Consider the following 19,495-nt stretch of genomic DNA (forward strand, 5'->3'; position numbering starts at 1 on the left):
ATTCTTGTTATTAGTGAAAAGATCTTATCATCCGCCTCTGAACCAATTCTGAACAATATTAAAATTTTATCTTTTTCACAGTCTGGATTTTGCTAGCAAATGAAAAAAGAGCGCTCAGCCAGATGGGCTAAGCGCTCTAAAACTTCTATAAACGTTAATGTACAGACCATGTCAGGAAGAAGTAGGATCATCCCATTGAAAGGTAGCTGCGGACTTGGATGGAAGGGTAGATTTGAAAACCTTATTTCCCTGCCGAACCTTAAATGTCTTTGTGTTCTCTCCCGTATTGGCGGCAATCAGGACAAGCGTACCGTCGGGGTTGCGGTAGGCGACCGTTTCGATACTTCCACTATAATGTGTAGAATCAATACGTACCGCACCTGGACGGACGAATTTGCTGGCGTGCCCAATCGCATAGTATTCCACATTCTTCGTAACGGCACCGCTTAAAGGGTCAATGGTCACTACACCTCTACAGTTGGTGCACCCCCCATTGGTCGGACCCCCGGACGGGTCAAGTGCGATATTCCAAAAGAGGACATTTTGCGACCAGTTTCGGGGGGCACCAATGATCAGCTTGGACATGTCCCAGCTCAAATCATCTCCAAAGCCCGGGCTCCACGCCCCCCCACTACATTCTGTCATATATACAGGCTTATCAGGAAAAGCATTATGCACATCTGACATCGCTGTGGGCTCACCCTTGTAGCAATGAAAGGCCGTTCCGTGCGTGTAATTACGAGCCTGTTCATCTCCTAACACGGTCTTGGCATATTCACTCCCTGTATCCCAGTTATGGTCAAAGGCAATAATGTGTGTGGATAAATGGTTTCGACTTAGGGCAGGACCCAGATATTGTTTAATAAAATTCGCCTGTTCTGCTGCTCCCATACTCATGCTGGGATACTTGGACGTCGTGAATTCTGGCTCATTTTGAATGGAAATCGCCTGAATCGGGATTCCCTCGTTCGCATAAGCCTGTAGATAACGAACAAAATAGTCAGCATACGCCTGGTAGACACGCGGATCGGTATAGTCCAAATACCAGCCGTTATAAATCTGTTCCCCATATTTCATCCAGGGCGGGGCCGTCCATGGAGTCCCCATAATGCGCAAATCCTGGTTTCTTCTCAGAATTTGCTTTAGCACATCAATTACATCCCGATCCTTTGCAATGGAGAAATGGTTCAGCTCATAGTCTTTGCCTGTTGCCACATCGTCATAGGTATAGCTGCCAGGCTGTCCCTGTTCATCTACGGAATAATCTGAGGCTCCAATGGTATGGCGAATATAACTCAGTTGAACGCCACTGGCTGTAAACAAATCATTTAGCAGCTGATCGCGCTGATTGGCAGACATGCCATAATTCATCAGGTATGCGGACGAACCAGACACAGCTGCGCCAAACCCTTCCATCGTCTGGTAATGAATATCTGGCTTAATCTCAACCGTCAGTATATCCGTATTCGCTACATTTTCTTTACTGTTATCCTTATCCCAACGGATCGGGGCTTGTTGGGTTAGGCGATTCGCCGGATCGGGTGTTGTTAGCCACATGTTGACGTTATTTTCTGCTTTCGGCCCCGGAACATTCCGTATAGCCATACTGGCCAAGACCGCACAGATCAAAATGGCTACTGCAGCTATAAGCAGCCAGATGTCAGTACGTCGTTTCTTTTGGAGTTTCTTCATCTAATATCCTCCTCTCCCCATCATTAGCCTGTCCCCATCCTCCCTACTATTTCAGCTTTCACTTGGGTTTCCCGTTGCATACCTGTTGGACGTTACATACCGATAGCAAAAAGAGAGCCGGTGCTTGTGCCCGCGCTCTCTTGAATATAACCATTTTAAAACAAATGTAACGGGATTACTTTTTTGCCTTTTCTGTAGAGGTGGCCGGAATCGTAACACTTCCTGTCAGTCGTAAATCCTGAGAGGAACTGCCCACATAAATGGGCACTTCACCCGCCGGCATAACCCATGCTTTGGACTTTTCATCCCAATAAGAGAAAGCTTTCGAGTCGAGCTCAATGCGAACCTTCTTCTCTTGACCCGGCTTTAACTCTACCTTGGACCAGCCTGCCAGTTGACGGGATGGAGTCTCTACATTTGTCGGAAGCTTACCGCTGTACACCTGTACAACCTCAGCCCCGGCTGTTTTGCCAGTGTTCTTCAATTTTAGCGAAACTTCGATGGAACTCGTACGATCGGATTTTTTTCCACTCGCATGCTGTTTTGTTTTTAGATCGCTATATCCGAATGTCGTATAGGATAAACCGTGTCCAAAGGAGAACGCCGGTTGAATCCCCGATTTCTCATACCCACGATAGCCTACAAAAATACCATCTGAATAGTCACCTATACCGTTCACACCCGGAAACTTCTCTGGTGAAGATACAGGTGTAGACTGCTCGTTAACCGGGAAGGTTACCGGCAACTTGCCTGAAGGATTTACATCTCCGAATAAGACGCGAGCTATAGCATTCCCTTGCTCTTGTCCAGCAAACCATGCTTGTACGATGGAAGGGACTTTATCCTGCCATGTATCCATTTGCACGGCTCTGCCGCTCATTTGTACGACAATGGTTTTCGGATTTGCAGCCGCAACCGCGCGGATCAGCCGATCCTGATTGTTCGGGAGTTCCATATCGGAACGCTCAACATATCCTTCGCTCTCATACGTACGCGTAACAACAATTGCAACATCCGATTTTTTCGCCAATTTCACAGCGTTGTCAATCAACTTATCTGACGTATCTGCCGGAGGTTCCCAGCCCAGACGAACCATACCACCGGAATCACGACCATTGGTCGGATAATCAGCGCGGTATTCAATACGTATCTTGTGCTTTTCACCCGCTTTAAGGGAGATGTTCTTCTTCGTAGTGCCCAGCTTTTCACCTTGATTGTCCACGAAAAGCTTATCGTCGAGATACAGCTTGCTTGATCCCAAACTGGTTAATGACAATGCATAGTCACCATCCTTGGGAGCTGCAATTGCCCCTGTCCAGCGTGCAGATATCAAGCCGTTCAGTGTCGTTGGTGTATTTGGAACTTTAGGGGACTTCGCATTGAAGCCCTGATAATTATAAAATCCAAGGTTCATATTGACTTGGTCATCATTACGTACAAGAATCGGATTGCCTTCCATCTTGTTATTCTTCCAGTATTCGCCTCGAAGCCCCTGTTCGCTATCTCCATAAGTAGCATATCCAACACTGATATCCTCTTTCTGATCAGATGTAGTCAACAGTGAAGACGGAACAGCCGATGGGCCTGGCATAATGTCTCCTGCAGAGATCGGGTCTGTACCCGGTGCATATTGGACAGTAACTCCTTTACCGACACGATTGCGGATGCCCTCTAATGGACTCACGGTATACGTCGGGTTCACCAACGAACTCCCTCCGCCTGCCACAGTGCCGTTATCTGCATCGGGGCCAATCACTGCAATAGACTTGAGTTTATCTTTAGACAACGGTAATGCGTTGTTTTTATTTTGAAGCAGCACCATACTTTCCTCAGCCAATTGACGGGCTGTCTTGCCATGGTCACGGGCATCAATTTGATTATTTTGAGCCGGGTGATCGAACAGACCTTTGCTGAACATTTGCACCAGAATGCGCTCAGCCTTATCATCAATCGTTTTTTCACTTACCTTGCCATTTTTGACAGCAGCCAGCAGCTGATCTCCCCATTTACCATATGGTGTACCCGGTGTTTCCAGGTCCAAGCCACTATTTGCCGATTCGACTGTACTCAAATTCGCGCCGTAATCACTCATCACGAAGCCCTTGAATTGCATTTCCTTTTTCAAGAGATCTGTCATGATGGTCTTGTTTTCACATGCCGATTCACCGTTGACCTTGTTAAAGGAGCACATAGCTCCGCCCAAATCTGCTTTGGCAATAGCCTCCTGAAACGGACGTATGTAAATTTCATGCAACGCACGGTCACTGACTTTGACATTTGTTGTGAAACGCTCTGTCTCCTGATTATTCATAAGGTAATGTTTGGCAGTCGCCAAAACAGGATGGCTTTGTATACCTTTGACATAAGCGGTCGCCATTTGCGATTGCAGTAGCGGGTCCTCGCCCATAGATTCAAAGTTTCGCGATCCCCATGGAATACGGGCAATATCCATCCCGGGTCCAAGCACCACATTATGAGTTGTATTAAAAGCCTCGTCTCCGAGCAAATCCCCATACTGTTTGGCAGCTTGGGTATCCCACGTTGCAGCCAGCGCAATTGGAGCAGGCAACGCCGTCGATTGCTTGTCCTGCACATCTGGATTAGCGATGCGCACACCCGCAGGTCCATCTGCCATTGTCAGCGCCGGAATGCCCAACCGCTCCATCGAATTATTATAGAATCCATAGTAATTGTTGACCTTGCCAGTCACCAAATCTATTTTTTCTTCCAACGTCATTTCCTGCAGCAGCAACGCTGTCCGTTTCTCAGCCGACAGGGCCGTGTTCATCCAAGGCCGATCTGTCCGACTTCCCGCCGCTCCTGCAATATTCATAGGTCCGATCACAACAGCCGCGATAACTGTCATCATCACCATACGGAACAACCATGTTGATTTTACTTTCACGTTTGTAATTCCTCCTTGATGTTTGGTCATGAGGTGAATGCCTATTCAACGCTCACAGGCTTGCAAAGGCTCTCGATCCTGCGAGCTCCGACAAGAATCCAGAGCCACGGGATAAGCAAGCAAGTCAGCAAAAGCCGCAATGGCTCAAGTGACACGTTTACCACCCTACCGTACATTTTCGAAAATTTCATTGAAAGTTTTTGGAAGTACAGCACTAGGACCATCAATCTTTTTCATGAAAAGAGAGCGTTAACAATTCAGTTAACTGATCATAAGATTACACTTTTGTAACTTTTTAATGACGGTTTTTTAACTAATTTCAATCACAAAAAATGATTCATATGTCCCACTCTTGATTTACTCATATGGCGTTTCCTAGCGTGCGACCAAAGTCACTATTCTTAAATTGGAAATACTTATGTATGAGGATTTTGCAAAATCCTGGTATAAAAAAACGCTCATAAACAAAAAAATTCCAGAGAACCTGAAAGGTCCCTGGAATGAATGTGATTATTCAAACGGATACCGAAGCCCCCACTGTGAACGAATCTGATCCATCAGTTTCATAATTCCTAATGATTCATCCAAAGAAATAGTAGAACTTTCGAGCAAGCCTTCGTTCAAGCAACGCCCGACTTCTTCTGCTTCAAAGGCATAGCCTGTAGAGGATCGGTCATCCTGAAAGTTTTGTGCCTCTTCACCGTCCACAACTAAAGTAGCCGATGTGCTATTCAGGAATGACGGAATGTGAATATAGCCTTTTGTTCCATGGATGTATGCCTCATTCGTCAATCCGAGACGAACTGCCCCGTTAAGCATAGCCGTGCGTCCTTGTCCATAATCCAGCAAGATCGAAAATGTCTCGTCAACGCCTGTCTCCCCGATATGAGCAGTGCTCCATACATGCTCAGGTTCAGGACCGAAGACCATTGAAGCAAAAGAAACCGGATAAATTCCTGCATCTAATAGAGCACCTCCGCCCAGCTCAGGGTTCAAAAGCCGCCCTTCCGGGTTCCAGTCTACTCGAAAACCAAATTCCGCCTTAACCAGCTTTACCTCGCCAATGTGTCCTGCATGTATCCACTCCCGCACTTGGCGAATCGGAGGCAAAAAACGTGTCCACATTGCTTCCATCAGGAATAGCTTACGCTCACGTGCAAAGCCGATCATTTCCTCCAATTCTTTGCTGTTGACGGTGAAGGGTTTCTCACACAAGACCGCTTTGCCCGCCCGAAGAGCCGTCAGAACATTTTCTTTATGAAAAGGATGAGGAGTCCCTACGTAAATAGCATCTACCTCGGGATCTTGTGCTAATTCCTCATAGCTCCCGTAAGCCCGTGATATTTGATGCTTAGCTGCAAATTCGGTAGCGCTTTCAATAGTGCGTGATCCAACAGCATACCCTTCTCCATTCGAAACATGCGCCAAATCCGCCACAAATTGATCTGAGATCCAGCCCGTGCCGACAATTCCCCATTTAATCTTTTTGCTCATACTTGTATCCCTCCCAGCAATTTGGTTAACGTTGACTTACAACATACCCTTTTATTCTAGCAAACGCCTGTCCTAAACAAAAGAAACATTTGCTAGACGACAGTTTCTTTTGTGGCCCAGCAGCATCTTCTTTTATACCCATTATTGAATGACGTATCTGTAAAACTTTTTATCCACTTTCATGACTGGAAAACCAATCGGCAATTCTCCTGGACCTACACTAACAAAGCCGTTCTTCTCATAAAAACGATGAGCTGCTACGAATTGTGGTGTTGTTCCAAGATAGATTTCTTCAATAGACCTCTCCCTGGCCCATCCTATGGCATGATGCAATAATTGATTCGAAACATTGAATGTTTTACCTCTATAGTTTTGTTTTACAAACATCTTTCTGAGTGCTGTCTTATGGTCCCCAATATCTAACAAAGCTATAGTCCCTACTACGGTTCCTTCACTAAGAGCCACCCAGAAGTTGCCGTTACCACGCTGATAAAAGTTTTCAATTTCAAGCAAATCTGGCTGATCTTCTTTGGTTATGGCGATATTATATTCATCTTTTTGAATATGTAAAATTAAATCGACAACTTGTGATTGATACTCGGTTGAGTACTCTTTTAAAAAGATACTATTAATCATCGCTGTGTTCTCCTATGATCGTCAATTGATTTGTCGTCACATTACTTTTAAAGCCTAATATATGACCCATATCTTCTAATTCGTGCTCGATACACGCTCAATATTAAATAACTCAACCTCCGCAACTAAACTAAGTTTCCACCTACACAGTAGAGGATTTGAAACCATTGTCTAGGTGCGAACGTTGAGTTAATTATGAATCTATATATAACAGAATTCTATTCTACGCTTGAAGCTGTGTAAGAATTTGCGGGTCCTTGATCTTCTGATCCTCGGCCAACAACACAATTTTGGATAGAATCTCGGCTGTTCTTGGGTCTTCGTCCAGAAACGGCAGGAAGATGCGTCCACGATGCTGCGAATGCACCGGAATAATATGCAGTGCTCCCTTCGCTTGCTTGTAGACACCCCCGCTTCCCAGATGCACAGCATATTCGCCAAGAGTCCCCTCTACACGTGCATAATTCCCATCCAAGCGTACATTGCTAATTTTCAGCAGGCGAAGTGATTCCTGCACAATGACCCTACGCATCTCAATCGTCGTCAGACTGGCCTCTGGATCAACGCCGCCTACATGGGCAACACTGACGACCAGATCCACGTCCCGCATAACTTCAGAGAACAGAACAGGAGGGACTTCGTCCAACGGAACGCTCTTATACGTTGTCCGATCAAAGAACTGCACTGTCTCCAGTGTAGGAGCCTCGGTATCCGCTGGTGAGAACCAGTCTGCCATGGCATACAGGTTCGCAATCAGATTCTCGGCATAGTACACCTTCTGGAGTCCGTCCTCATAGCTGACCGTCCATTGGCGACCTTTCAATAGGGATACCGTTTTATTGGGCTGTACCTGGTGTCCCGCATATCGACGGGAAACGGTCACATTTGCACGTTCATCAGCATTCAGCAGGTACAGCTCACGGAACACCTGCTTAAATGGCTGGCGTATCTGGCGGTCGAATAAGTCCTTCTGGAAGTCGCTCCAACGACCACTTTCGAACAAATGAAGGGGATGAGCGATAATCAGCTTGTCCTCTTCTCCTATAGTATGCTGTTCAGCAAAAGGGGCCGTCAATACCAACGTTTCCTCATTAAAATATCCGAGGTGATCATCAGCCTTGAAAACCAATGTCCGCACCAACGGAGCAAGCACAGGATTACCCAGCAATCCTCTCAATTCCCTCACCATAAAGGTCGTACCAGACTCCATAGAGCGTTCCAATTCTTTGCGAGCTCTGCGGTACTGATCCACTAGATCTCCTTTAAGCTCCTTCAGCGACGTAACATACTCATCCTTCTTGAAACGAGCCGGAATGGATTTCAACGTCTTGCCTTTGCTGACAATTTCAATATCTGCCGCTCCTTCATCATCAATGACGAGCTGCACGGTTGTAGCCTCGTCCAACGCATGTGGCTCAAAATAAGACCGGAGATCATCCAGCTTACGAGCTTCCATGTCCCATACGAGACGAGTTACATCATCATAACCTGCGTTACGTGCCAAATTACCGAGCGCAATTCGTGAAACGAGTGCCTCACTGGCCTTACGTTGTGCCCCGAATTTTTTGCTTTGTTCCAGAAACCTCTGGATAAAATCATAACGTTCGCGTACATCTGGTTCAGGCGGCTGAGCCAGTGGAATCAGACTGTAGGTCAGCAAATGGTCTTTGTTTCGCTTATCTTCCACTGATTTTTCCATTTCACTCCGTTTAAGCTTACCCAACGTCGCATCCGCAAACAACTGGGATCGACGATGATTAGCTCCAGCCGAAATATACTTGGCACAATCGTATAGCAGATCAAAACGTTCCCCGCCCAACGTCTCATAGGCCTCATGAAACCAGTGAATATCAAAGGCACCATCATTAAAATCTTGTGGAGCAATCGGCGAGTAATGAGCTACAATCGTTTCCTTCTCGGCCGAAAAACCTTCATTGATATGTGCATGGAAATACCAGGCCGCACTGCGAAGTCCTTCCCATCCGAGATAATCCGCTACAATCTCAATCCACTGCGGGGCATACATAGCAGCCTCCAGCAGACGTTTATCTGTAATTTTAGTGTTTTCGAGCTTTTCCTTGAGCAACGTGGCATCCTCGCCATCACTCGGATAACATGCTTTGAGCAAGTGGCTGAACGATTCCTTTTTAGTAATGCGATCACCGTAGCCGTACACATAACCACGTACAAACGTTTCCTTGTCAAGACCCTCCAGAATACGGATGAAATAATTCATGCCTTCAATATGACTCAAGCCCATAACCTTTGGCGTAGCCTCGGTAGGCAAATCGCCTCGAACCAATTCAACCTCTAACAGTCGATCAATAACCGTACGACGTATTTCCAAAAATTCCGGTGTGCCGGAAATCCATGCATTGCGAGCATTGGTTAAGGTACTCATATGTCTTCTGCTTTCACTACCGGCCAGCAGTTCCCGATATACTTCCCCTACACCGATCAACCCTTTTTCATAGGCTTTGAAATAATCCTCCAGATCCAGCGGAGAATAAAAACGATTTTCCGCTCCTGGCAGTTCTGAGTAGTTCACAAAAGTATGGAAAAAACGCTTAAAGGACTCATCGTCATGGACCTGCCCCTTCTCCAGTGCCACCCACGGGCCGGACAAGAGATGAAACATTCCCATATCCTCTGCAGGTCTGTCCTTAGGCACGCCCTGCATTAGTGAATTTAAAGCAAGGTCAATTACATCAAATGTTTGGTCACCGGATGTATCCATAAAATAAGCATTAACTAATGTGCTTACCTGATCGGAATAGGTCAGCTCTGCCATCCACTTCTGAACTTCGTGAATCCGATCCAAAGGATACATTTGCTCAGCGAAGTCTTTACGCCATCCTTCCAGCAGCTTGTGCTTGCTTAGCTCTGAATAGTCCATGTTAAAAGAAAAGTATCGATAGTAGCGATCAAGCGTTCGGCCCATAGACTCCAATCGGTCATAAAAAACAAGCTCCAGCAGTTCACGCGCTTCCATGCCGCTTTCCTGCAAATAACGGTCCCACTCCTCATAGAGAGGATATAAAGACAGTCTGGAATCTACTTCTTCATCGACCTGAACCAGCCGTAGAGGACGAAGGTTCGTCCCAATAAGCAATGTATCTTTGTAGCCCGAATAATACTCCGCAGTATATTCCACATCACGATGCTGATGAACAAGCTCATCCAGTCCACTCAAGAACTGCTTGAGCTTCTCCAATGGACTAACAAAAACATCGGCCAATCGAAAATCACCCAGATCCACTTTCTCTTCCAGCCAAGCTTCCTTGACATTCGGATCGTACAGGCCAAAACCGTTAGCCCCTGTATAAGCCTCCTCCTGTCCCAACTTGGTCAGCAGTTGTTCCTCTTTGGCTGTCGGCTGCTGAATGATATCCGCCAAAGCCCGCAGGCTTTCATACTGTTCGGCACGATCCGGGTCTGCATATATCTTCGTCAAAACTTCTAGTCCACCCAATCGTTGCAGCTCCGACTTAGCACGCAGCAAGCGTTCCAATGAGCCAGCGAGCGGCTCTTCCGATTGTGAGAGCAACACACCAATGACACTTTGTCGCAATGATCCCGTCTTGAGCTTTAATAAGGCTTCCATTTGTTGCATTTCTGGTTCCGACAGCGTCAGCTTACGAGCCTTGGCCACAGCGAACTCACGGATACTCATACTTTTGTCGGACAAGCTGGAAAAAATAAAATCACGTTGTACCGTATCCTCGGGGTTTTGCACAAAATGGTTCAACAGCTCGCCACGCAGATTAGGGCTAATCTGTTCCTTTAAGGCTATGATTTCCCCAATCCAAGAAGCATCCATATCATAACCAGCGAGATACAGCATTTTTTGAATAGGTGCATCTGAGCGGTGATACAGAGTTACAAAATCCAGCACCTTGGAGGGCTCGGTGGACTCACCCTTTTTCATATGTACGAACAGGTTATGGAGTCGTTCAAAATCCTTACGCCGCTCCTCTTTGCTCTCCAGCAAAGGAGTGCGCACCACTTTAACAATCCGATCCGCGACCGTCCCGCCTTCTATCCATTCATAAAAATAATTGCTTGTATAGTTCGTCAGTATCCAATATTGAAGCTCCGGGTCCGTTTCATCCAGATATTCTCTCGCAATTCCAAGGCGCACATCCTTGTTGTCACTGTTAGACAGTACATACAGTGCTACGATCTTCTGGTAAGTTGCTCCTTGCTCCATGAGTTTCCGAACCTGTCCATACAGATCACGTTCCTCATGTACTGCAGTAGCCCACAGACTCATATACACTTCATTAGCATTTGAGCTGGTCAGCCATTCCTGGCGTAGTTCATTACGAGTCAATGCTTCATATGCCTGCTCGATCAGTTGGCGAACGACCCGCTGATTGGCGGATTCCAGGCCCATTCCCGTCCATACTGCAAGTGCCCGCACCACCGAACTGTAACGGATGAAGCCTTGGTCGATGATTACCTTTAACAGATATATTAGAGCCTCCGGGGTTCCTTCATCCATTTGTTCCACGATACTTTGGCGCAAGCCCTCCTGGAGTTTGGCGGCTGCCAAGAGCTCGCCGATCATGCGATAATTCTCCTCCTGATGACTCAGGAGCATGCCTTTAATCATATTGCGTGTAAGTAACGCCGCCTGATTATCCCCATAAATAATAGCTTTTAACGCCTCAAGCACCTGTAAATTACCGTTATCCAGCTCATAAGCAATCCAGTCACCAATCATTTCCTGAATCCGGTAATCTCTGCCTGGTTCATAATCCTTTTTTGTTAAATAATCCATCACGGAGAACCCGATACAGTCCATTCGGATCAACTGCACCATTTTTTTATAAATCCGGGAAGTATGGGCCGTAATATCCGAAGTGCGAAACGGTTTTCGCGCATACCCTGTGCTGTATGGATATTCAGTCACATGCTCTGTTAGATGTGCGAATACATCGCCCGCTGTTTGTCCAATTAGAGCACGTAATACCTCTGTCAGTGGCTTAAACAGCGGTTCTCCGCTTTCTGTCGCCCGTTCTTTTAATATTCGCTGACATTCGTTAAATGGCTCCTCGTTCTCCTGTATGTAATGAAGCTTACTCAGTTCCACAACATACTGGGCCAACTCCTGTTGTTGTCCATCCAGTTGCGCCGCGCGCTCCTTCAGTGTGGTGAAATATTCTTGTTCATTGTTCTCCTGATGCATATTTCATTTCCCCCTCTACCATAAGCCTCCAGCCAGCATTGTGAAGCGTATAAATACAATCTCATTCCCATCCTTAAGTGACAAAGGAGCATCCAGTTCAATAGTTTCCTCGTCACACACAAAAACTCTGTATAAACCATCTTCAAAAGCCTGCATCGCCGTGTTCACGGCATCCTTAATATCCGGGACACCATCATTATATATGGAACCGAATCCTACTTTGCCTATCTCGCCTTGTGCTTGAACTTCCTCTCCCGTGAGGAACGGAATCAGCGCGACACTCTCCTGCTTTTCCCGTAGCTTTTGAACATTCAGAGCAACAGTTGCAGTAATCAAATCTCGCAATGTTTCTGGAGCAGGACTCAGCTCTATTTCCTGTCGTGCGAGTGCGGGCTTGCGTTTTCCCAGACTTTTTACAGTTACAAACAGCTTCATGTCGTTCCCCTTTCCTTTTTTTCCACGCTTTTGGCCCGTTGTCAGCTGAATTTTTTGACCCATATAAAAACACCGTTAACGAAATCGAAAACGAATGTTTGTTCGTATATTTATTTTAATATGTTCCTTATCATTACTCCATCGCCCTTTATGACCAAAATTCATAATGCTGTAATACACTAAAATCTTAAAAAATAAGACTTTGTACCCTGATTTCGATGAAATTTATCCATATTAAGGATGAAAAAAAGACCTGCACAAGGAAGTCTGCTCTTCACAGACTTCCTTCCATTATACAGGTCAAATATCATCATAAATAATGTTTCAATACTTATTTCAGGATTTTGCAAAATTCGATTCCAGTCGCTCCAACGTGCAAGATATAGACGAACTAAACCATTTCGATCTATATCTTATTCATTGGAAGTCGCTTATTGGATTTTTGCAAAATCCTCATTTATTTAAAATGCTGGAACAACGCTATCCTTGTAATTGTCCTCAAAAAATTTACGTACTTCCGGTCCGGTCATTCGCTTTGCCAGCTTTTGAATGGCATCGGAATCTGCATTATCCTTACGTGCTACCAGATTAATGGCAAAGTGTGTATCGTCTTTTTCGGTAATCAGCGCGTCCTTCTTCGGTGTCAGACCGAGCGGCTTGGCATATGCGGGATACATGGCAGCCATGTCCACATCATCCAGTGAGCGCGCCAGCATCAACAAATCCACTTCTTTAAACACAAACTTTTTCTTATTCTCAATAATATCAGCCTGTGTAGCATTATAGCCTACGCCTTCTTTGAGCTTGATCAAACCGTTTTGCTCCATCATTACCAAAGAACGTCCTGTATTGGCGGGGTCATTGGCAATGGCAATAGTCGCACCTTCGGGCAGGTCTTTAACGTTCTTGTATTTTTTGGAGTACGCGCCATAAATGGCGTTGTAAATTGGTTTTATCGCTACCAAATCGGATTTGTTGCTTTCATTATATTGTTGCATGAAAGGAGCATGCTGAAAGAAGTTAGCATCCACTTCATGGCTTGCCAATGCGTTGTTCGGTTGGATATTGTCTGAAAGCACGACGATTTCCAGATTAACTCCGTCCTGTTTAAGCAACGGCTTCACGATATCCAGCACATCTGTCATCGGCGGGATGAGTGTTGCTACTTTCAAGGTCACTTCTTTTTGGGAAGTTGCTTCTTTAGACTGTGTTTCTTGAGCAGCCTGCTTTTGACCACCGCATCCGGCAACCAGCAGCATAACGACAGCCAATAGTGTGAGTAATTTCAAGTTCGTTTTCATGTTGTTTTTCCGACTCATTTGATGAGGAACCTCCAAAATTAGTTGTGATCGGGAAGATAGAAATGAGTTACAATACAGCCGCTTCGCGTGCAGATTGTTCTTCCGGTCGCTGTTGAAATAGGATTCTCTCTGATTTATAACACAATTTATAGGTTAGAATCCCATTTCAAAGGCGAACGCTGACGCTTCTCTAGAACAATTCTGCCCGCTCCGCTTTTGAGGTACTGTAAAGTCATTTTTATTTCCCATAGTGGGTAGTGTAAGTGTAGCGAAAAGTTACATTTCTGCCCTATCGCTTGTCGATCCGGCGGGATATGGTGCTTCCGGTGAACTGGATCGTTTGTACGAAAATAATCATGACGACGATGGTGAACGCCATCAAGCCTGTTTCAAAACGCTGGTAACCGTAGCGGATGGCAAAATCGCCTACCCCGCCGCCGCCCACAATGCCCATCACCGTGGAGTAGGAGATGAAGCTAATGGTGGACGTGGTCAAACCCAGTACGAGCCCGGAACGAGCTTCCACGTACAGAAATTTAAAAATAAGCTGGAGGGTGGATGCCCCCATAGAAGTAGCGGCTTCAATAACACCCTTGGGCACCTCAAGCAATGATTGCTCCACCAGCCTCGAATAATAGGCGATGGCCACCACTGACAAGGGAACCGTAGCAGCCATCGTACCCAGCGCCGTCCCTACGACCAGACGTGTAAATGGAATCATAAATACGACGAGCAGCAAAAACGGGAACGAGCGGATGACATTGACCACACTGTTCAATAGGGTGAACAGCAGTCGATTTTCATATTTTTGCCCTTTGCCGCACAAATACAAAATCGTTCCGGCCGGAAGCCCTAACAGTACAGCTGCTGCGATAGAAATCCCCACCATGATAAACGTCTCTCCGATGGCTTTCCATATCTCAGACTGATATTGCGCAATGATGCTCAGCATTTCATTCATCAGCTTCACCTGCTTCCGCGGTTGAACCTACCGCAGCGTCAGCTACACGTTGCGTGGAAAGCAGCTGCCCATCCCGCATTTCTGATACACGGGTACAAATATTGCGTACCACGTCCATATCGTGCGTTACGATTACAATGGTAACTCCCAGTTCACGGTTGATTTCCCGTAACACGCCCAGAATATCCGCAGTCGTCTGCGGATCAAGCGCCGAGGTTGGCTCATCACACAGCAGCACTGCAGGTCGATTCGCCAGCGCTCTGGCGATCGCCACACGTTGCTTTTGGCCTCCGCTCAGTTGTGCCGGATACTGTTCTGCTTTATCAGCTAAACCGACGAATTGCAGGCATTCGCGCACACGTTCTGCTCTCTCTTTTTTCGCGACACCTGCCAGCTCCAACGGCATTGCCACATTTCCACTGACCGTTCGATTGTGAACAAGATGATAATGCTGAAAAATCATCCCTATGGATCGCCGCGCTTCACGGAGACGTTTTTCCGGCATGCGAGTCAGATCTTCCCCGTTCACAACCACGTTTCCCTCATCCGGCCTTTCCAATACATTCATTAACCGGAGCACGGTAGACTTACCGGCACCGCTGGCACCTATAATACCGTGGATTTCCCCCTCCTCCACTTGAAGGGACACGGATTGAACCGCATGAAATTGGCCGCTTGAGGTGGTATAATGCTTGCTTACCTGATGCAGCGAAATCATGAAACCTGGCCTCCTGATGATCCATTTCTCAGGGAAAATGTAATAAGCCCGCCAGCCCAGGCGGGTCTGTACGAGCCGTCAATTCCCATTGCATTAATATACCACAGAGCAGAAAACGGGCAAAGCCTTTTGACAACAATTAACGTACATCCCACACCCCCACATAAGGAAAGTGGATACCGAGTCCCCAAGCCAGCGTAAGTATGACAACAAAATAGAATATGAATACAACATCTACAGCCGAATAGCCAATCGCATAATAATATGTGCGTTTGGTTTCATTGGTAAAACCCTTGGCTTCCATAGCAATAGCAATGCGCTGAGCACGCCGAATACTTTGAGCGAGTAGCGGAATCGCATACCTGCGAAGCGTGGCATACATATTCCATTTGGACACATGCTGATGTAAACCTCGAATACGGTGGGCTTGTCTCAATGCCTGAAATTCCTCCACCATCATGGGCATCAACCGCATGGCTGCCAAAAAGCTGTATGCATACTTCGGAGGGAGCTTCCATTGCTGCATCAGTGAATAAAAAAGGTCCACTGGACGAGTCGTTAAACCAAACAGCAAACCTACCGCAGCCATACTCAGCGCACGAAAGCCCAGATGCATGCCTCGGTAAAAGCTTTCCTGCGTAATATGGATCAGGCCCCATGTCCACCAGGTCGTCACCCCTTTGCCGAACATCATCATGCCCGTTGAAGTTGAAATAAACACCAATATAAAGGGAGATCCATACAGCAGCAGCCGCTTCCATGGATGGCCTGACCAGACAAGCAGCAGTAACATAGCACACGCAACATTAAACATGACATTCGGATTATGGATGACTATAACGACCACAAACAGGATGGAAAACATCACGAGCTTTAGGCCCGGATTCACGCGATGCAACCATGTTTTATGATGGGGAAAGGACAGGTTCATACTGTAATTCCCCTTTCTGAATCCGCCATGTATCGGTACAATATCGACGGACAATTTCCGGGTCATGGGTGACCATCACAATGGCCGTGCCTGCCGCTCTCAGCTGCTCCAACATATCCAGCATGACAAAGGTATTACGCGCATCATGCCCAAAGGTCGGTTCATCGAGCAGCAGCACTTCCGGCTCACGAATCATAGCCGTAGCAATACTCAACCGCCTTTTTTGGCCTAACGAAAGCTGATACGGATGACGCTCGTCCAGCCGCTCCAGTCCGAACTGTACAAGCATCCGATCGACCCGTTCCCGGCACTGTTCGGCGCTAAACAAGCTCTTGGGTAACGAATACTCTAGTTCCTTTCGTACGGTGTGTGCTACGAATTGCAGCTCGGGATTTTGAAACGCGAACCCGATACGCTCTGCCAGTTGTTCCGTACTGCCTGCCTCAACTCCGCACACGCTATAACGTCCCTGTGTGCGAAGTAAGCGCATCATGGAGAGCAACAGCGAGCTTTTGCCAGCCCCGTTTTCACCGACCACGCCAATCCAGTCGCCAGACTTCACCTGCGCATGCTCCACATAAATCACTGAACTTAAACTGCGGAGGCCGCTAAAATGTTCTAGCTCCAGCAAATTAGTCCCCGCACCATTCTGTTGCGTCACTGCTTCACTCCAACGTGGCGAAGACGATTCATTCCATACTCCCGGATACCACACGCCGTACTCGGACAATGCCTGCCGATGCACATGAAATACTTCTTCGGCCCTTCCATCCGCAATGATCTCCCCTTGAGCAGAAAGCACCACAATCCGATCCACATCATGGACAATTTCATTAATTTTATGTTCCACGATCACCAGTGTCTGGTCTACCGAAATGTTGCGAATGGTATCCCACACCTGTGTAGTGCCTTCCTCGTCCAACAAAGCCGTCGGCTCATCCAGAAAAAGCACTTCTGGCTCCATAGCCAGCACAGACGCAATCGCCAGCCGCTGCTTCATTCCCTGTGACATGCTGCCAATGGGCATATGTATATCATCCGTCGATAGACCAACCTGTATCAGCAGCTCGCGAATACGGGATCGCATTTGCTCACGAGGAACCTGATTATTTTCCAACACAAAAGCCAGTTCCTCGTCTGCATAGGACATACAGAACTGCGTATCAGGATCTTGAAATACAATACCTGAGACACTTGGGATTACAGCAGCATCGCATTTCATAGGCACTTCTATCGTGCGTGGAATCAGACCACTTAACACTTGGAGCAGCGTTGATTTACCGCATCCACTCGGCCCCAGTAGCAGCAGCTTTTCCCCCTTGCGGACAGACAAAGACATATTGTGAAAAAGCAGTTCTTGCTCACCGGGGAATTTCAACCGTAGCCGGGTGATCGAAGCCACCACATCTTCGGTTGCCCGGCTCATCAATCCAGCCCCTTATAATCTTGTTCCGTTGCAGGCCTCAAACTTCGCGTGACTCCGGTTACCTCCAATGCCTTAGCCAGATAGAACGCGAATACCCCGGCAATCACAATACTGCCAATCATCCGAAATCCAATATACAAAACATAGTTCCAGGTCGATAGCTGATCAATATACCCGTAGCTGAAGTCTAGAATCAGAGAAGTGACAGCCGCCCCAGCCGCAGCTAGCGAAGCAACCCACAAGTTTGCGTTCCGATACAGAAAAGCTGCAAAAAACAGCTCCGCTCCCAAGCCTTGCAGCAGGCCATAATACAAAGTGGACATGCCCCATTCGCTTCCCAAAAAAGCACTGACCGTTGCCGCTGCCACCTCTGCCAAAATTGCAACACCCGGCTTGCGAATGATGAGATAAGCAAACGTGCCTGCCATAAACCACATGCCATACATCAGTTGCTCGGCGTGTAGACCAAATGGCTTCATCAAATCATAGGCAGGCCCCCATATTTTGTAGATCAACCCGAACACAACAGCGATCACAATCGTGACCAAAATATCCGTCAGTTTCAACCCTTTGGACGCTCTTACAGCAGTATTCATTATTGCGTGCTCCCCTTTTTCCTTATAGTTGGCCTCTTGGCCATAAAAAAAGCTTGCCTGGAGCTGAATCTCCAGGCAAGCTTTATGCGCAGTAAAAGGTAAAGCACCATACAAAACATCATTCGTCGATATGCCTTATATAACCAGTAGTCTAAACTACTACACTGATACCAAGCCAAGTCAGGGTCAAGGTAAAATGCTAGGACATACATTGAATCTATCGACAACCGCAAAAAAAAGCGGCATTCCTGTATAGTGTTCTTGGTTTCTCTACGCTGGCATTACCCAGATCAGATTTCACGGTCAGTGGCAAGGGCCACCCTCTCAGCCTGACTTTCTCAAGCTCCCGACAATGCTTTTTTAATTCACTATAATATATACCACATCTATGGCTTTGACAATCCTATAATCCGAAGAAACGCTTAGCTGTTTCCGTCGTCGCAATTTCGATCTCCATCATGCTACGGCCTGTGCACTCGGCAATCGTAGCGGCGATGTGAGCGAGATACATCGGCTCATTACGCCCTTCTTTGGGCTTCACGGGCAGATTACGCGGGGTCAGAAATGGAGCATCCGTTTCAATCATCAACCGGTCTAGCGGAATATCCCTAACCAGCTCACGCAGATGTTTGCCACGCCGTTCGTCGCAAATCCAGCCGGTGATCCCGATATACAGTCCCATTTCTACATACGTATGCAGTTCCTGTTCCGTGCCGGTAAAACAATGCACTACCACTTTATCGACAAGCCCTTGATACTCCCGCAGCATAGCGGCAAAGTCCTCATGTGCATCTCGTTCATGCAGAAATAACGGCATATTCAGCTCACCCGCCAGTTGGATTTGCTCCCCAAACCATCGGCGCTGCACATCACGCGGCGAAAAATCACGGTTATAGTCCAGTCCGCATTCCCCTATGGATACGACCTGTGGCTGACTCGCCAGCTGGCGGAGCTGCTGAATCGTATCTGCGCTGCAGTCTTTGGCATCATGGGGATGCACGCCAGCCGTCGTATACAGCTTGCCCGGATAACGGGCCGCATACTGAGCAGCCTCCCGACTGCCGCGGACACTGGTTCCAGTAATAATCAAAGGTGTAATCCCTACAGCCGCGGCTCTCTCTACCACCTGTTCCCGATCCGCATGAAACGAACGGTGCATCAAGTTCACACCAATATCAATTAACGGTGTACCCCTTTCCATCTCAATCC

Annotated in this window: 13 protein-coding genes and 1 riboswitch; all 13 genes read right to left on the reverse strand. The window is 47.0% G+C overall.

What is annotated here, in order from left to right; genetic code table 11:
- Window positions 1-171: 171 nt before the first annotated feature.
- Window positions 172-1,692 carry a glycoside hydrolase family 30 protein gene (locus AC5ELV_RS18620; RefSeq protein ID WP_493431362.1) on the reverse strand — a complete coding sequence of 507 codons (1,521 nt, stop codon included), beginning with the start codon at window positions 1,690-1,692 and terminating at the stop codon, window positions 172-174.
- 175 nt (window positions 1,693-1,867) lie between these two features.
- Window positions 1,868-4,597 (reverse strand): glycoside hydrolase family 3 C-terminal domain-containing protein, encoded by a 2,730-nt coding sequence (locus AC5ELV_RS18625; protein WP_493431363.1) that lies wholly within the window; start codon window positions 4,595-4,597, stop codon window positions 1,868-1,870.
- 510 nt (window positions 4,598-5,107) lie between these two features.
- Window positions 5,108-6,091: a Gfo/Idh/MocA family protein gene (locus tag AC5ELV_RS18630; RefSeq protein WP_493431364.1), complete on the reverse strand. Its 984-nt coding sequence runs from the start codon at window positions 6,089-6,091 to the stop codon at window positions 5,108-5,110.
- Window positions 6,092-6,232: 141 nt separating this feature from the next.
- A complete protein-coding gene (locus tag AC5ELV_RS18635; RefSeq protein WP_493431365.1) occupies window positions 6,233-6,727 on the reverse strand; it encodes a GNAT family N-acetyltransferase in 495 nt (164 codons plus the stop codon).
- 223 nt (window positions 6,728-6,950) lie between these two features.
- Window positions 6,951-11,918: a DUF4132 domain-containing protein gene (locus tag AC5ELV_RS18640; RefSeq protein ID WP_493431366.1), complete on the reverse strand. Its 4,968-nt coding sequence runs from the start codon at window positions 11,916-11,918 to the stop codon at window positions 6,951-6,953.
- Between the two features lie 15 nt (window positions 11,919-11,933).
- Window positions 11,934-12,353, reverse strand: a complete 420-nt coding sequence (locus tag AC5ELV_RS18645; protein ID WP_061830603.1) for a hypothetical protein — start codon at window positions 12,351-12,353, stop codon at window positions 11,934-11,936.
- Between the two features lie 461 nt (window positions 12,354-12,814).
- Window positions 12,815-13,672 (reverse strand): MetQ/NlpA family ABC transporter substrate-binding protein, encoded by an 858-nt coding sequence (locus AC5ELV_RS18650; RefSeq protein WP_493431367.1) that lies wholly within the window; start codon window positions 13,670-13,672, stop codon window positions 12,815-12,817.
- Between the two features lie 271 nt (window positions 13,673-13,943).
- Window positions 13,944-14,615, reverse strand: coding sequence for a methionine ABC transporter permease (locus AC5ELV_RS18655; RefSeq protein ID WP_013308947.1), 672 nt, complete (start codon window positions 14,613-14,615; stop codon window positions 13,944-13,946).
- Entirely contained in the window at window positions 14,608-15,333 is a 726-nt protein-coding gene (locus AC5ELV_RS18660; protein ID WP_493431368.1) for a methionine ABC transporter ATP-binding protein, read from the reverse strand. The genes AC5ELV_RS18655 and AC5ELV_RS18660 overlap by 8 nt, the downstream gene beginning before the upstream one ends.
- 139 nt (window positions 15,334-15,472) lie before the next feature.
- Window positions 15,473-16,264 carry an energy-coupling factor transporter transmembrane component T family protein gene (locus AC5ELV_RS18665; RefSeq protein ID WP_493431369.1) on the reverse strand — a complete coding sequence of 264 codons (792 nt, stop codon included), beginning with the start codon at window positions 16,262-16,264 and terminating at the stop codon, window positions 15,473-15,475.
- On the reverse strand, window positions 16,239-17,690 hold the full coding sequence (locus AC5ELV_RS18670) for an ABC transporter ATP-binding protein (protein WP_493431370.1): 1,452 nt from the start codon (window positions 17,688-17,690) through the stop codon (window positions 16,239-16,241). The genes AC5ELV_RS18665 and AC5ELV_RS18670 overlap by 26 nt, the downstream gene beginning before the upstream one ends.
- On the reverse strand, window positions 17,690-18,286 hold the full coding sequence (locus tag AC5ELV_RS18675) for an ECF transporter S component (RefSeq protein ID WP_307353921.1): 597 nt from the start codon (window positions 18,284-18,286) through the stop codon (window positions 17,690-17,692). The genes AC5ELV_RS18670 and AC5ELV_RS18675 overlap by 1 nt, the downstream gene beginning before the upstream one ends.
- A 249-nt stretch (window positions 18,287-18,535) precedes the next feature.
- Window positions 18,536-18,645: riboswitch (TPP riboswitch) on the reverse strand.
- Window positions 18,646-18,689: 44 nt separating this feature from the next.
- Window positions 18,690-19,487: a TatD family hydrolase gene (locus AC5ELV_RS18680; protein WP_493431371.1), complete on the reverse strand. Its 798-nt coding sequence runs from the start codon at window positions 19,485-19,487 to the stop codon at window positions 18,690-18,692.
- Between the last annotated feature and the right edge of the window lie 8 nt (window positions 19,488-19,495).

It is taken from the genome of Paenibacillus sp. NMA1017 (assembly GCF_058895805.1).